The sequence below is a fragment of the Moorena sp. SIO3H5 genome (assembly GCF_010692395.1).
Taxonomy (GTDB): Bacteria; Cyanobacteriota; Cyanobacteriia; order Cyanobacteriales; family Coleofasciculaceae; genus Moorena.
The window spans coordinates 1-14,351 of the sequence record NZ_JAAHHS010000183.1; the positions used below are offsets into that span (position 1 = coordinate 1).

Below are 14,351 nucleotides of genomic sequence, written 5' to 3' on the forward strand. Positions count from 1 at the left end.
CTCTCTGTGTATTCAAAGTTACAGACCCCAAGAAACTACAACCACCTCTGTGAATGCTGATGGGGTAGGAATTGGCTGGTATCACTCCCAAAAACAGACAGAACCTTTTATCTACAAAAACATCCTACCCATCTGGAGTGATATTAATTTACCTCACCTGAGTCGTTACATAGAGTCTGAATGCTTCCTAGCCCATATCCGCAGTGCTACCCCTGGACAAGGGGCAAGTTGGAGTAACTGTCAACCTTTTAGCGATCGCCACTTCCTCTTCACCCACAATGGTTTCATCGACAATTTTCGAGCCACCTTATACCAACCGATCCGCAGTCATATTAAAGATACAGTCGATCAGAAAATTGAAGGCACTACCGATTCTGAACATATCTTCGCCTTGTTCCTCAACGAATTAGCTCGTGTTGATGGTAATTGGGAAAAAGCGTTACAGGGGACTTTAAACACACTCTTTAAGTTAGCCAAACCCTATGGAGTAAAGGTTTTAGCGAACATAGTTATTAGTGATGGAAATCAGCTTATTGCCTCTCGTTGTGCGATCGCTTCTACTCCACCTTCTCTCTACTGGCTACAGAACCCTCCACTTTTCCCCAATTCTGTCATCATTGCCTCTGAACCTTTGTTCCCAGGAAACTGGAATCCTTTTCCTGAAAATAGCATGATTTGTGTCACAGAAGACCTGAAAATCAACATGCATCCCATAGATTTGTCGAGCTAACGGGGTTTTCACCCCGTCAGTAACTCGCCCCTTTGTTAAAAACTGTTAAAAACCCTTAAAAACCTACCCTTGTCAGGAACTGGGGCGGGGGCGCGGGAAGTATGGGAAGTGTGGCGAGTGTGATCTGACTTGCCGTTGAATACTTACTTGATAGCGGTTTTTAGTATTAATAATGAAGTATACAGGATTTTTGCTTATTGCTAGCATGCCTATTACCTGCTCCCGACTCCCTGCTCCGAAGTTCCCTAAAAAGCATTCTACCTAGAATCCCAAATCCACAGCAATACGGTGAGCACAAGCAAATCCCGAAAAGGCTACTGCATTTAAACCCTGCCCGGGAAAGGTACTATCCCCAACACAATAAAGCCCTGGAATAGCAGTGCGATTAAACGGCATTCCCAACAATCCCATTAACTTGCGGTTAGGAATTGGCCCATAGGTTCCATCCATACGGTTCAAAAATCGTCGATGACTCCGTGGTGTGCCCACCTCCATGTAATCCAATCCAGCATCTAAGCCAGGAAAAATTGTTTCCAGTCGCTCAATTAAGCATCCAGCCGCCTCTTCCTTCTTATGTTCGTACTGACGAGGGGATAACCCTTGCCAATCTTCCATCCAGCTCGGCGTAAACGTGTGGAAAACATGATAGCCTTCTGGGGCTAAATTGGGATCAAGCAAGGTCGGAATGGAAACAAAAATTGTCCCCTCCGCATCCTCCATATTTTCCCAGTCTTCTAGGACAATATGGTGACATTCTGTACCAGGTGGTAAAACATCTGCCTTTACCCCTAAATGTAAACTCAAGAAACCCGGTGATTTCTGATAACGCTGTTGCCATTTCCGCTCAGCTACTGGCATCTGGTCAGCTGGGACTAATTTCTCAAAGGTATCCCAACGAGTAGCATTGGAAACAATTCGTTTTGCTCGATACTCTTTACCATTAACTAGCTGGACACCCACTGCCTTGCCCTTTTCCACCAGAATTTTCCCGACTCGAGCTTTATAAAGAATCTGACCTCCAGCTTTCTCCAATCCCTCCACTAGTTTTTGGGCGATTTTTCCTACACCTCCTACCGGATAATTAATCCCACCGTAATGTCGGTCAGAAAACACCATCCCAGCATTAATCATTGGTGTTTTGTCAGCAGGCACCACAGACCAGCAATAACATTCCATGTCTATAAATTTCAGCAACTGAAGGTCGCTAATATACTTGCGAGCAATGTCTCCCACATTTTGGGGCAGGTACTTAACTAAACCCAAGCAAGCTAAGGGATGCTGGAAAAATACCCTGGTCAAATAGCGAATTTCTTCCAAGGACAGTAAGTCCATCGCATTCAGGCAATTAAACACCTTCCAGCATTCATCGTAAAATTTTCGAATCCCTTGGCGTTGGTCAGGAAAGTGAGCAGTAAGTTCTTGCAAAAAATTCTCATACTCTCGGTGGACTTTTAGCTCCAGACCACCAGGGAGATGATAGTGAATTTGCACTGGATCTGGAATTGTTTCGAGACTGACATTGACAGCCTCAAGGGCTCGGGTAAGTAGATTGGTTGTCCCTTCGGTGCCAAACCCAAAAATCATTGATGCTCCCACATCAAAGCGATACCCCTCTCGCTCGAAGTAACCCGAACTACCACCAGGAATGATATAGCTTTCTAGCACCAGCACACTCGCTCCCTTCGCTGCCAACTGAGTTGCGGTTACTAGCCCCCCAATACCAGAGCCAATCACAATAGTATCAAATACCGATTGATTGGAAATGCTATGGGATTGATTGCTTGATGGGCAAGGTTGGGATCCAGCAGTCATGGAATTAGCAATTTAAATAGATTAACTGATGGATCTGAGTTTAGCGTTTCTTGTTGATATAAGAGTTCATTACTAATGCAAAAAAAAAAGTGGGCACCAGCCTGCTGCTGCTTACCGGTCCCACCCGCCTATCCTTAATGAGAGGAGAACACTTAATACTACTATAGCCTTGTTGAAAAAAAATGTCAACATAATGAAAACAATTTTTCTTCAAAGAGGAGTGTCGGCAGTGTTAGGAGTGTCGGAATTGTTAGGTAACCATCCCACCAGGAAGGTTAACAAGCAGCCTTTTTACCCTTACTGGGTGTAGGTGAAGTAAGGAAAACGTTTTGGGAACTAAGGCAATCATTACACCCCGCGCCCCCGCCCCACCACACAACCCACACCTAAGAGTGTAGATCTGAGTCTGTATTGTGTTTTTGCGTGTAATTGACGACTTGAGAGTATTATTGGCATAGTTACAAGCATCCGCAAATCCTCTGATTGCTGTCTCTATTTTGACAACTTGTATAGGGTTTGCTTAAATCAAGCAAACTATCGTTAATGCTGTGTTCATCAATGTAAAACTTGAAACTATCATCAACTAAATTAAGACTTGTGGTTATTTCGAAAAACCCTACTTCCCAATTCCTCTAACACTACCTAATTTGTTTTTCACTAATTCTTATAGTTACTAGCTGTTATGACTCTCCAACTACGTGTGTATGTCCCACCCCATCCCCTAGTTAAGCACTGGCTAGGGGTTGCCCGTGATGCTTCTACACCACCTCCATTGTTCAAAAGCGCTATGACCGAGTTGGGACGTTGGTTGACCTATGAAGCAATGCGGGATTGGTTGCCGAATGAAGAACTAACAGTGCAAACTCCCCTAGCTCCGTGCAAGGTAACTATGGTCAACCCAGAAGTACCCATAGTAGTTGTGCCAATTTTGCGGGCTGGACTAGCGCTCTTAGATGGAGCCCAAACGTTGCTGCCCTTGGCATCAGTTTATCACCTTGGTCTGGTCAGAAATGAGGAAACCTTACAAGCCAGTTTTTACCTGAATACCTTACCCAATCAGTTTGACCCAAATACACGAATCCTAGTTCTCGACCCGATGCTGGCTACTGGTGGCACAATGATGTTAGCAATGTCAGAACTGAAAAAACGAGGAGCAACACCAGACTTAACACGGATTATTAGCGTGGTAGCAGCACCACCAGCCTTACAAAAGTTGGGGGCAGATTATCCTAGTTTGACCATCTACACTGGCATGATTGATGAGGAAGTAAATGCTAAGGGATATATAGTACCAGGCTTGGGTGATGCAGGCGATCGCGCTTTTGGAACTTGACCTGAGCAGCAACTAACCCCTATTACCCTCACAGACTTAGACCGCAAATCTAACTGATAGTATCCAACTGATAGTAGAGGTGTTGCCTGGAACACCTCTACCTACACTTCCTGATCAGGCATCCTCGGTTCACACTCCCCCCTCGCTCACCAGACCAAGCTTTCAAAGTGTTGTTCCAAAGGCTTCCGATACGATACTATATAATATAATTAAGGGCTGGTACCAAACCCCTTGTCTAATCAGCAATATCCCCTCAAACTTGATGGGTTAATCTGGATAAAAGCTGCATTTTTAAAATCAAGGGCAACAGAGCAACATGAGTCAGCAAGATGGTTTTGCAAGTGGATTCCTGACTGGAGCAGTAGTCGGGGGATTGGTAGGTGGCTTAATCGGCGCTTTGGTTACTGCTGGCAAAAGTAATCAAAACGATGAGGAAGATCAGTCTTTGTTAAATTCGGAGCGCTCAGACCCTAAGGCAATTAGGGCGAGAAGGCGCGAACTAAAGGCAGAAGCAAGCATTGAAGCGGCACGTCAGAGTTTGGAAGACAAAATTGCCCAGCTGAATTCAGCAATTGACGATGTACGTCAACAAGTCAGCACAGTAAAAGGTCAAGCAGAGGCAAATACACAGGAACGGGTGCTTGAGCCGTGAAAAAATTCTGAAGTAGGTATGTTAAAGCTTTACTGACTTGGTATTCAGGCACAGGGTGATCAAATTCGTTAAACTTAACATTAAGATACAAACTTAGTAAGAAAGCTTATTAAATACTATGGCTACAGAACTGTTGACTAGCACTCTCCAGAGCTTTATCCAAATCTATCTAGTTCTATTAATTGTCCGAATTCTGTTAACTTGGTTTCAAACAATGGATTGGGCGAATCAGGTCGCTTCTGTCTTAAGTCCAATTACTGACCCTTACCTGAATATTTTCCGTTCCTTCATTCCACCCCTTGGAGGTATAGATTTTTCTCCCATACTGGCGATTTTCCTTCTACAAATTTTAGCCGGGGCGTTTTAGCTTAAACGGGGAGAAGCCCCACGTCTGAAAGGGAAGCGTCAGCGTGGGCTTAATCCCCCTTTAAGCTAATCACCGACCGATTATGTGCCTAAAACCGGATGCCTTAAAACCCTTAAGGATAAGAGGCGTTTTTACATTAGCAGGAACTGTAACCCGGATTTCAAAATTACTGGTGCCTGGTGGCACTTCATCAATTGACCCCACGCGACTCCGATTTTGGAAGGTATTATTGCCATTAGCATCGTAGATACGACCAAAAACATCAGCATCAAGCACCGTTTTGCCAGTGGGATTCTTGGCTTTACCCTTGATCAGATAGCAACCAGCCTGCCTAGCCGACCCCCCACCAACGCTCACCATGCCTTGCCCGATTTCTGAGGGACACTCCTGGGAATACAAGTCGAACAGTTTAATGCGGTAAAGAGCAAAAGCAGGAGGCGCAAATGCCGAGCTGATCACCCAAATCAGACAAGCTACTGCTGTAGCAGTTAACCAATTTCGAAATCCCATAAAGCCAACCAAAAATTTACCGATTACAGCTAATGTACATCTAAATTGGATAGGTTTAGCTTGGAGCAGAGAAAATATCGCTAACTATAGGTAATACTGAATAGATAATACTGAAGTGAATGGGTCCAAAGCTCAGTGTAGAATCAGTAACCATTACCAAGATTTGGGGGGAACGTAGAATTTTTCTAGGGATAACCCTGACCAAACAATACGCGATCGCACTAGCAAAACTCCTAAGGTAATTATTCCTAAACTCACAGCTCTGAGTTGGTGGTTTCCAGTCCAAGCTAACTGTCCAAGGTAGCTCGAACCAATCATCACGGTATGAATTGCAGCTAGGACTAAAGCAGGGATACTCAATAAATGAATCCGTCGCCAAAGCTTGCCCAAACCCTTCTGTAAGCGGTCAAAACTCGTGAGGGCAGCTGGGGTAATCAACACGAGCGCTAAAATTCCTGCTAACAGACCCCACTTATGCTGCGGTAACATAAACCCCATGGCATCTAACTTCCAGTTCAAGGCATGGTCTAGCCTAAAAAATGTATGAGCGATCGCCAACACAAATGCCCCCACTCCTAAAGCCCGACGATAGCGTAAGAACCCAGCCCACAAACGACTAATCGGACGAGCAATCAAAGCTAACATCAGTAACAGCAGCGCCCCATGACCGGTGTAATCCACCATAGCATCGGTACGTAGAAGGGTTAAAATACCAATCGTGAGGGTAACCCAGCCTCCTAGGCGGAACAGCTGGCTGCGCTTGCTAACACTGAGTCTAGATGCAGATACACCCACTCCTAGCATCATCGGCATCGTTCCCAGTCCAAAGGCCAGCATCGTGGCTGCTCCCCACCAAAGATTCCCCATTTCCGCTGCTTTAATCTGAGCAGCATACAGGAAGCCACAGGGCATCAAACCCCAGACTCCTCCTAAAAGGGCTGGTGTCCACCATTGAGATTCCCCAGACAATTTAGTCATGGCGACCGTCAGCCGTTGATGCCCAATCCCTTTAGATAGGGGGTGTAATAGGGGCAGACGGGGAATCCAATCGGGTTTAAGCTGCACACAGCCAAACCAAACTAGCATTAAACCAGTCAGAATTGCCATGGCTTGGCGCAATCCACTGCCAATCCCAGCCAACTGACCACTGGCAATCAAGACTGAACCCATACCCCCAAGTGCAGCTCCGACGAGAGCATAACTAATTGTTCGTCCTAAGTTAAGGAGACTATGAAAACCCAGCTGATGGAGCCACTTTGGAGACTTTTCCTCCTGCTGAGATAGGGAAAATGCCACTGCCAGAGGTCCACACATCGCCACACAGTGACCAAAACTCCCCAGAAACCCTAGGGTCATGACCAGCAGCAAATCTAAAACCATTCCGTGCTTATGTTAATTAACTTTAGACTATGGTAAATATTATCATCAGTAATTTTTACTTATTGTGAATTTTTAGCAATTTATAATCAAAAGATTGATGTCTTATGATCGATATCCCCTCTATCTCCGGCATTTTATGGTTAGGAGCTAAGAGCATCTTTAAAGAAATTTAAGCATTAAGAGTTAACCCCCATGACCATTCAACTGCGATCGCACATTTCCTCTACTGAAAACTCAGCACTCAGAACTGAGCAGTATTTTCCAATAATTTCTCACAACATTAAAACCTCTGCCGATGTCGGTGCTACCTTCCACATTGAACCCAATCACAATCCTCGCGCTAGAGAACCTGCTCTAGCATGGTTTGCCCTTACTCGCCAAGGGGGCCAACGAATTCCCCTAGAGCAATGTGACTGTCAACTAGTGGTTTACTCTAAATCCTCATCAGACTTAGGGAGTTCCCCCATCCTTGAGCCACAGCTGAAAGCTATATCAGCCGAACAATATCAAGGTATTCCTGGAGCTGATCTAGTCTTTCCTAAAGCGGGAGTCTATGAGTTAGTTTTAAGCGGTACTCCTAAATCAGGAGCTAGTTTTAAGGCATTTGAGATCAAGTACGACGTTACAGTCACTCCTGGTAAAAAAACTGCGACTGTGCCAAGTCCTGACACTGAAGCTCAATTTAACCAGCAGTCAGAATCCTTCTCAGAATCCTTCGAGGATGCTACAGCATCAGAGCCTCAATTATTACAGTGGTGGTTGCCCGTAGGGATTTTTGCCTTAGTCATCCTAGGTATAGGCAGTATGTTGTTATGGAAAAAAGCAACAGGAAAAAGGTAAATATAACCCCACCCTCTAGTAGGCAGTGGCGGGAACACTACCACTTACCGAAATCACTGGCTGACGCTCTTGGGGAGGTTTAGTTAGGAATTTTTACTCAATAGAGCTACGAACCGACAATAGAAAGAAAATCGAAAGATATAATAATTCTTTAATAATTCTTAATTAACTAATAATTATCAAATGAACATTCTAAGTAACCTGTTTGCCGGTGCCACTAATCCCTCTCGTCCCAAGAAAAAACGCCGACAGATTGAAATCAAATCTGAGCGTGAAATTGAGATCATGCGGCAGGCGGCAAGTATTGTGGCAACAGTACTCAAAGAAATTTCTGAGATGGTTGAGCCAGGAATGAGCACAGCGGATTTAGATGCCTATGCCGAAAAGCGGATCCGTCAGATGGGAGCAACCCCAAGTTTCAAAGGCTACTACGGCTTTCCTGGGTCGATCTGCAGCTGCCTTAATCACGAAGTAGTTCATGGTATTCCTAGTCCCAAGAAAGTAATTTGCAGTGGTGATGTGTTGAAAGTGGATACAGGTGCCTACTATCAGGGATTTCACGGAGACTCATGTATTACTATTCCGATTGAAGAGGTCAAACCAGAAGCGAGTCAATTAATTCGGGTGGCAAATGAAACCCTCTACAAGGGCATCGAACAGGTGAAAGCAGGGAACTACTTGCTAGACATTGCTGGTGCGATTGAAGACCATGCCCAAACTTATGGCTATAGTATCGTGGAGGATTATACGGGTCATGGTGTGGGGCGAAATCTACACGAAGACCCCTCAGTGTTCAACTTCCGCACCCGCGAATTGCCGAATGTCAAGCTCCGTGCTGGGATGACTTTGGCGATTGAGCCAATTTTGAATGCTGGTACTAAGTTCACACGCACCCTATCTGACCGTTGGACAGTCGTTACGGTCGATAATTCTCTATCGGCTCAGTTTGAACATACGGTTTTAGTAACAACTGATGGCTACGAAATCTTGACTGACCGTACCAAGGTCTAACTATAGTGTTACTTATAAACTAGTGAAGGACTTGCTGGCACATGGAACTTATCAGTGGGTAGTTGGTCAATTAAATAGAGGAGCGTCTCCTACTCCAGGGTAAATAGTCTAGGTGTGCCATTTTCTCCCAAGCCATAGCTATTGGTTAGCAGATTAGGTATGATATATTGGGTTGGGACTAATTCTAAAAACTACCAAATTTCTGGCTGTTAACAGCTGGGATACTTGATCACAAGTAAGCGCGAAGTTTTAAAACCCAGTCTCGTCAGAGCTGGAATTAAAAACGATTAACGCGCGGATTGACTTGCCAATCACTCTTTTCTGAGCCACTCACTCTTTTCTGAGTAATCATCGTTCGCGTAGCCTGAACTACGGTCAATCCCATCAATGTAGCCTTATAATAAGGAAGTTTGCTCTAGGCGGTGAGAGCATCCACATCGGAACCCCACTCAGAAAAGTAAATGGGTGAAAAATATTGTTGGACGGTGCTTCTAGTAACTAGTTACATAGATCGCAATTTATCTACTGCTAAAAAACTCCCGATCAGATCTCAGGGGTGTTGATCAGGTTGCATCTAATTTCTTTCTTCTTAGTTACTTTACTAATCTCCGGAACTATGACCAATCAAATAGTCGAAAAAATTGCCGGAATGTCTCTGGTAACTATTAGCTTTGATAGGGATTCAACAGCTGTTCCAAAAGAAAACCCCCAAACCGTTGAGCCTAGGGGTAATTATCAGGGTGCATCTACCATTTATTTCTTCTGATTGATGGGATTGATATCCGGAAGGATTACTATTCGATCGATGACTTTACCTAGGGAGAAATTTACTCTTAGCCAACAGCCAGTTGAGAAGCTGATGGCAACATCTACAGGTGCGACCCAAGGGCGATTTACTCGCCCATTGGAAAGCGCACCTAAAAAAGAAAACCCCCGAACCGTGAGCTTCAGGGGTAATTATTAGGGTGCATCTACCATTTATTTCTTCTGATTGATGGGATTGATATCCGGAAGGCTAGCCACTGTTGACGATTTTCTACAAATATCTTGAAGTATCTACAAAAATATGTTATACTTTGATTAGGAATCTAGTGTCATTGAAAACATTCTGGTTCCTTGAATTGAAGCCGAAAACCAAAGCTTTAATGATAGTGGTTGCGTTTTCTATTAAACACAGATTTATGCGCCTTGAGCGGAAAAAAACCTATCTGGGCCTTGGGAGATACCCCCTGGCTGCGAGAGCAGCTTGCATTAGTGGGCTAAAATCTGCAAAGTAGATTTTGGTAGCTAAAAAGTATCGGATTACTAGTAAATGGATCATAAAACCCACGGGAGAAATTTGCTCTTAGCCGACAGCCAGCTGAGAAGCTGATGGCAACATCTACAGGTGCGACCTGTGGCTAATTTAATTGTTAACGCGGAAAGCGCACCAAAAAAAAACTCCCCTGAACCGTGAGCTTCGGGGGAAGTTATTAGGGTGCATCTACCATTTATTTCTTCTGATTGATGGGATTGATATCCGGAAGGATTACTATTAGATAGATGACTTTACTTTTAGCTGACAGCCAAGTTATCGTCTATGGCTCCATCTACCAAAGAAAACCCCCGAACCGTGAGCTTCGGGGGTAATTATTAGGGTGCATCTACCATTTCTTTCTTCTGAGTTGCTTCTCCACTATCCGGAAGGTCGTCGATAATCATAGCAAATTTGCTAACTTACGGTGGAATGCAGTGATTGGTTAGACTTTTTCGGTGGTAGCGTTACTGCTTTTCTACCACTTGCCGTCTGTCTGTTGCGCCAATCAACGAACATCGCAGCAACGTCATAGTTAAAAGCCTTGGCATGGTCTTCACGAAATTTGTGAATTTCTTCTAAGATCTCATTGGTCAAAATTATTTTACTCTCCCATGAGTTCATAGGGTGTGCAAATTATTGGTAGTTTGTATCCAAAGTCAGAGCATATTTGAGTCAGCTTTTTCTGGATCTGAACATTTGCAATATGTTTACAGTTCCATGTTAGCAGATAGTCCATGCCGTGGACAGTAGCTAGCGCAATATGAGCAGCATCATTTGCAGCTTTGTCTGGCAGGTTACTTTTTGTTAAAAGTTGAATTGTCAATTCTTGAGCAGCTTCGCTTGGTTCTAATAACTCAATGCTATGCAAAAGCGTAAGCCGTTTTTTTGCTATTTCACCGATCTCCTAGAGATGCTTCATCCACAACAACGATTGAGGCATATATTTGAAAAATGTGGCGACGCTTTTCCCACCAATCTTTGGTTACTTCAATGTTGGCTGCTAGAATCAGATTTTTGGTCGATCTAGCAGTCAAGTACCCTAAAACGCTGGTTTCAATATAGACGGTTTCCCTCACAGCAGCCAATCAAATATCACATCTATTAGTCCTCCATGCTACTGGATTTCATCCTGATTGTGATGGGTTGGGAGGAGTGGTGCATGAATGGGTTCCTTACTGGCAAATATTGAGTATTTATACTTAAAATAACAAATCTAGAATATCGGTACAAAAAAAACCCCCGAACCGTGAGCTTCGGGGAGTAACTATCAGGGTGCATCTACCATTTCTCTTTTCTGTGTGATTTCACGTATATCCGGAAAAGTGACTCATTAATTGATTTAGAGGAATCTACAAAATCCTTAGATCCCTCGTAAGGATTGCTCTGTAAACTATAAGCCCATTAGAAAACCCCGGAAACTGGAGCTCCGGGGGTAATTATCAGGGTTCATCTACCATGCTTTTATTCTAAGTGATTTTACTGAGATTTTAACAAATATCTTTATTGACATATATAACCATATGTGCTATTGAATAATCAAGTTAGCGATGCAGCGCGGTCTTGGGAAGGCAGCGCGGTCTTGGGGGTTTCCCCCATGAGCGACTGCCGTGGTTCCCCCCATGAGCGACTGCATCAAGACATAGAACAGTAAGTCAGTTGAGGCTCTAGGTAACACAGGCATTACTTGAGCTATAGCACTACGCGCTATATCAGCTTATTGAGGGGTGTTCACGGTAAGTCATGTACTTGCGGCAGTCAGCCCAATGCTTAAGTTTTCCTGGATTGTCGAGCTAACTGCTGAGAGGTTCATAGCTAAATGCTGACGTCACGAGATAGGATTATCTACAAGGTGAAGACTATAGACCCACGCAACTATGCCACGCACTCAACGCAACGATAACTTTATCGATAAAACCTTTACGGTGATGGCAGACATCCTCTTAAAGGTTCTCCCGACCAATAAGCAAGCCAAGGAAGCTTTTGTCTATTACCGAGATGGTATGTCAGCTCAAGCGGATGGGGAATATGCTGAAGCTATGGATAATTACAAAAAAGCCTTGGAACTGGAGGAAGACCCCAACGACCGCAGCTTTATTATCTACAATATGGGGCTAATTCAAGCCAGTAATGGTGAGCATGAGCGTGCTTTAGAACTCTATCATCAAGCTCTTGATATCAACCCCCGTATGCCTCAGGCTCTTAATAATGTAGCCGTAATTTACCATTATCAAGGTGAACAGTTGAAGGAAGCTGGAGAGAGTGAGGCGGCAGAAGCTTTGTATGACAAAGCGGCTGATTATTGGAAACGAGCTATTCGCCTTGCTCCTAATAACTACATTGAAGCCCAAAACTGGCTGAAAACTACAGGTCGTTCTACGATTGATGTTTACTTTTAGCGGCTAGCTTCTAGTTAATAAACTTGATAGTCTTTATAGTCTTTGATTTGGGCTAAGCCTTTACTGTTGACTGTTCAGGAATTCATTAGTAACCAAGAATATAATATAAGCAAATGATGATAGACCGCGAACAAGTCCAAAAAGTTGCCAATCTTGCTCGTTTAGAACTAAAAGCAGAGGAAGAGGATAAATTTGCAGCTCAGATGAGCAGTATTTTCGAATATTTTCAACAGCTGAGTGAATTAGATACTGAGGATGTGCCGCCGACTACACGGGCGATTGATATTAGCAATGTGACTCGACTGGATACTCTCAAACCCTATACTGACAGGGATTCTATGTTCAGGGAAGCTCCTGAGCAGGATGGTGATTTCTTCAGAGTGCCAAAAATTATCACTGAAGGATAACTGGGCGTGAAAGAGTTTGTTGTTGACGGTTGAGGGTTAACTATCAAACTAAACCATAAATTTTTCAATTAAACTATAAAAAACACACCATTTTATGGTACAGAATTCCTCACCTTTGATTTCTGATCCTTCCTTAGACCCATGCATTCCCAAGTAGATTTCCAAGATGCCTTTGATGTGATTGTAGTTGGCGCGGGACACGCTGGTTGTGAAGCCGCCCTAGCTTCAGCACGGTTGGGCTGTCGTACTATCCTACTTACCCTCAACCTAGACAAAATTGCTTGGCAACCCTGTAACCCAGCAGTAGGAGCACCGGCCAAGTCTCAACTCACCCATGAGGTAGATGCTTTGGGTGGAGAAATTGGCAAAATGGCTGACCGTACCTACCTGCAAAAGCGGGTACTTAACTGTTCACGGGGACCAGCGGTTTGGGCTTTGCGAGCCCAGACGGATAAGCGAGAATATGCCGCTGTGATGAAGGAGATTGTAGAAAATCAAGAAAACTTGACTCTCCGGGAAGCCATGGTCACCGATTTGGTGCTGGGGGCTAATGAAGAGGTGATAGGTGTCCAGACTTACTTCGGTGTAGCTTTGAGAGCATCGGCAGTGATCTTGACAACTGGCACTTTCCTGGGTGGACGGATCTGGGTAGGGAACAAGTCCATGTCAGCAGGACGGGCTGGGGAATTTGCGGCAATTGGCTTAACTGAAACCCTTAACCGCTTAGGCTTTGAAACGGGACGACTCAAGACGGGAACCCCCGCAAGGGTAGATAAGCGCTCCGTAGATTACAGCAACTTGGAACCTCAACCAGGGGATGAGAAGGTGCGCTGGTTTAGCTTTGACCCAGATGTGTGGGTGGAACGAGAGCAGATGTATTGTTATCTGACCCGCACAACTTCTGAGACTCACCGCTTGATTAGGGACAATCTTCATCTATCCCCAATCTATGGAGGCTGGGTGGATGCTAAAGGACCCCGATACTGCCCTAGTATTGAAGATAAAATTGTGCGCTTTGCTGATAAGGAAAGCCATCAGATTTTTATTGAACCAGAAGGACGAGATATTCCAGAACTCTATATCCAGGGATTTTCTACTGGATTACCAGAGAATTTGCAGTTGCAGCTATTGCAAACTCTTCCGGGATTAGAAAATTGCGCTATGCTCCGTCCTGCTTATGCGGTTGAGTATGATTATTTACCGGCGACTCAGTGTTATCCGACACTGATGACTAAAAAAATTGAGGGATTGTTCTGCGCTGGACAAATTAATGGTACCACTGGCTACGAGGAAGCAGCAGCTCAAGGTATTGTAGCGGGAATTAATGCAGTGCGCTATGTCCGCCATCAGGAAATGGTGGTGTTTCCTAGGGAAGAAAGCTATATAGGTACGTTAATTGACGATTTGTGTACCAAAGACCTGCGGGAACCTTACCGAATGCTGACTAGCCGTTCGGAGTATCGGTTACTATTGCGATCCGATAACGCTGACCGCCGTATGACTCCTTTAGGACGGAAACTGGGTTTGATTGATGACCGTAGGTGGGAGCTGTATCAACAAAAACAGGCCAACATTACTACAGAAAAAACCCGACTCCAGTCAGTGCGGATTAAGGA

The 14,351-nt window shown here is 44.4% G+C and carries 16 protein-coding genes; 11 read left to right on the forward strand and 5 right to left on the reverse strand.

Annotated features, from left to right (window positions below):
• Positions 1 to 730: ergothioneine biosynthesis protein EgtC (gene egtC, locus F6K52_RS19555; RefSeq protein WP_293081214.1), on the forward strand; the 730-nt coding region annotated here is incomplete at its 5' end.
• A gap of 261 nt (positions 731 to 991) precedes the next feature.
• Here the strand turns inward: egtC and crtH are convergent.
• Positions 992 to 2,542: a carotenoid isomerase gene (gene crtH / locus F6K52_RS19560; RefSeq protein ID WP_293081217.1), complete on the reverse strand. Its 1,551-nt coding sequence runs from the start codon at positions 2,540 to 2,542 to the stop codon at positions 992 to 994.
• Positions 2,543 to 3,224: 682 nt separating this feature from the next.
• Here crtH and upp point away from each other — a divergent pair.
• From upp to F6K52_RS19575, 3 genes are all read left to right on the forward strand, one after another.
• Positions 3,225 to 3,875, forward strand: a complete 651-nt coding sequence (gene upp / locus F6K52_RS19565; protein ID WP_070393008.1) for a uracil phosphoribosyltransferase — start codon at positions 3,225 to 3,227, stop codon at positions 3,873 to 3,875.
• Positions 3,876 to 4,191: 316 nt separating this feature from the next.
• Positions 4,192 to 4,527, forward strand: coding sequence for a hypothetical protein (locus tag F6K52_RS19570; RefSeq protein ID WP_293081221.1), 336 nt, complete (start codon positions 4,192 to 4,194; stop codon positions 4,525 to 4,527).
• 118 nt (positions 4,528 to 4,645) lie between these two features.
• Positions 4,646 to 4,894 carry a YggT family protein gene (locus F6K52_RS19575; RefSeq protein ID WP_075899574.1) on the forward strand — a complete coding sequence of 83 codons (249 nt, stop codon included), beginning with the start codon at positions 4,646 to 4,648 and terminating at the stop codon, positions 4,892 to 4,894.
• A gap of 69 nt (positions 4,895 to 4,963) precedes the next feature.
• Here F6K52_RS19575 and F6K52_RS19580 read toward each other — a convergent pair whose 3' ends face one another.
• A complete protein-coding gene (locus F6K52_RS19580; RefSeq protein ID WP_293081224.1) occupies positions 4,964 to 5,404 on the reverse strand; it encodes a hypothetical protein in 441 nt (146 codons plus the stop codon).
• A 153-nt stretch (positions 5,405 to 5,557) separates the two neighbouring features.
• Positions 5,558 to 6,784 (reverse strand): sulfite exporter TauE/SafE family protein, encoded by a 1,227-nt coding sequence (locus tag F6K52_RS19585; RefSeq protein ID WP_293081227.1) that lies wholly within the window; start codon positions 6,782 to 6,784, stop codon positions 5,558 to 5,560.
• Between the two features lie 192 nt (positions 6,785 to 6,976).
• On the opposite strand from F6K52_RS19585, the gene F6K52_RS19590 reads away from it, so the two are divergent.
• The 3 genes from F6K52_RS19590 to F6K52_RS19600 all read left to right on the forward strand — a co-directional run bounded on the left by F6K52_RS19590 (position 6,977) and on the right by F6K52_RS19600 (position 9,401).
• Positions 6,977 to 7,624, forward strand: coding sequence for a hypothetical protein (locus F6K52_RS19590; RefSeq protein ID WP_293081229.1), 648 nt, complete (start codon positions 6,977 to 6,979; stop codon positions 7,622 to 7,624).
• Positions 7,625 to 7,807: 183 nt separating this feature from the next.
• Positions 7,808 to 8,635 carry a type I methionyl aminopeptidase gene (gene map, locus F6K52_RS19595; protein ID WP_293081231.1) on the forward strand — a complete coding sequence of 276 codons (828 nt, stop codon included), beginning with the start codon at positions 7,808 to 7,810 and terminating at the stop codon, positions 8,633 to 8,635.
• Positions 8,636 to 9,251: 616 nt separating this feature from the next.
• The gene (locus F6K52_RS19600) at positions 9,252 to 9,401 is read left to right on the forward strand and encodes a hypothetical protein (protein ID WP_293081234.1); all 150 of its coding nucleotides are present in this window, start codon (positions 9,252 to 9,254) and stop codon (positions 9,399 to 9,401) included.
• 945 nt (positions 9,402 to 10,346) lie between these two features.
• Here F6K52_RS19600 and F6K52_RS19605 read toward each other — a convergent pair.
• Both F6K52_RS19605 and F6K52_RS37035 read right to left on the reverse strand, forming a co-directional pair.
• On the reverse strand, positions 10,347 to 10,526 hold the full coding sequence (locus tag F6K52_RS19605; protein WP_293081236.1) for a hypothetical protein: 180 nt from the start codon (positions 10,524 to 10,526) through the stop codon (positions 10,347 to 10,349).
• A gap of 299 nt (positions 10,527 to 10,825) precedes the next feature.
• The gene (locus tag F6K52_RS37035; RefSeq protein WP_364418619.1) at positions 10,826 to 11,017 is read right to left on the reverse strand and encodes a hypothetical protein; all 192 of its coding nucleotides are present in this window, start codon (positions 11,015 to 11,017) and stop codon (positions 10,826 to 10,828) included.
• Between the two features lie 443 nt (positions 11,018 to 11,460).
• Between F6K52_RS37035 and F6K52_RS19615 the strand changes: the two genes are divergently transcribed.
• The 4 genes from F6K52_RS19615 to mnmG form a co-directional block, all read left to right on the forward strand.
• Positions 11,461 to 11,583 carry a hypothetical protein gene (locus tag F6K52_RS19615; protein ID WP_293081239.1) on the forward strand — a complete coding sequence of 41 codons (123 nt, stop codon included), beginning with the start codon at positions 11,461 to 11,463 and terminating at the stop codon, positions 11,581 to 11,583.
• A 223-nt stretch (positions 11,584 to 11,806) separates the two neighbouring features.
• Positions 11,807 to 12,328 (forward strand): photosystem I assembly protein Ycf3, encoded by a 522-nt coding sequence (locus F6K52_RS19620; protein WP_293081241.1) that lies wholly within the window; start codon positions 11,807 to 11,809, stop codon positions 12,326 to 12,328.
• Positions 12,329 to 12,444: 116 nt separating this feature from the next.
• Entirely contained in the window at positions 12,445 to 12,735 is a 291-nt protein-coding gene (gene gatC / locus F6K52_RS19625) for an Asp-tRNA(Asn)/Glu-tRNA(Gln) amidotransferase subunit GatC (protein ID WP_293081247.1), read from the forward strand.
• A gap of 141 nt (positions 12,736 to 12,876) precedes the next feature.
• Positions 12,877 to 14,351 (forward strand): tRNA uridine-5-carboxymethylaminomethyl(34) synthesis enzyme MnmG (mnmG, locus tag F6K52_RS19630; RefSeq protein WP_293081243.1); only part of this gene is annotated, 1,475 nt, incomplete at its 3' end.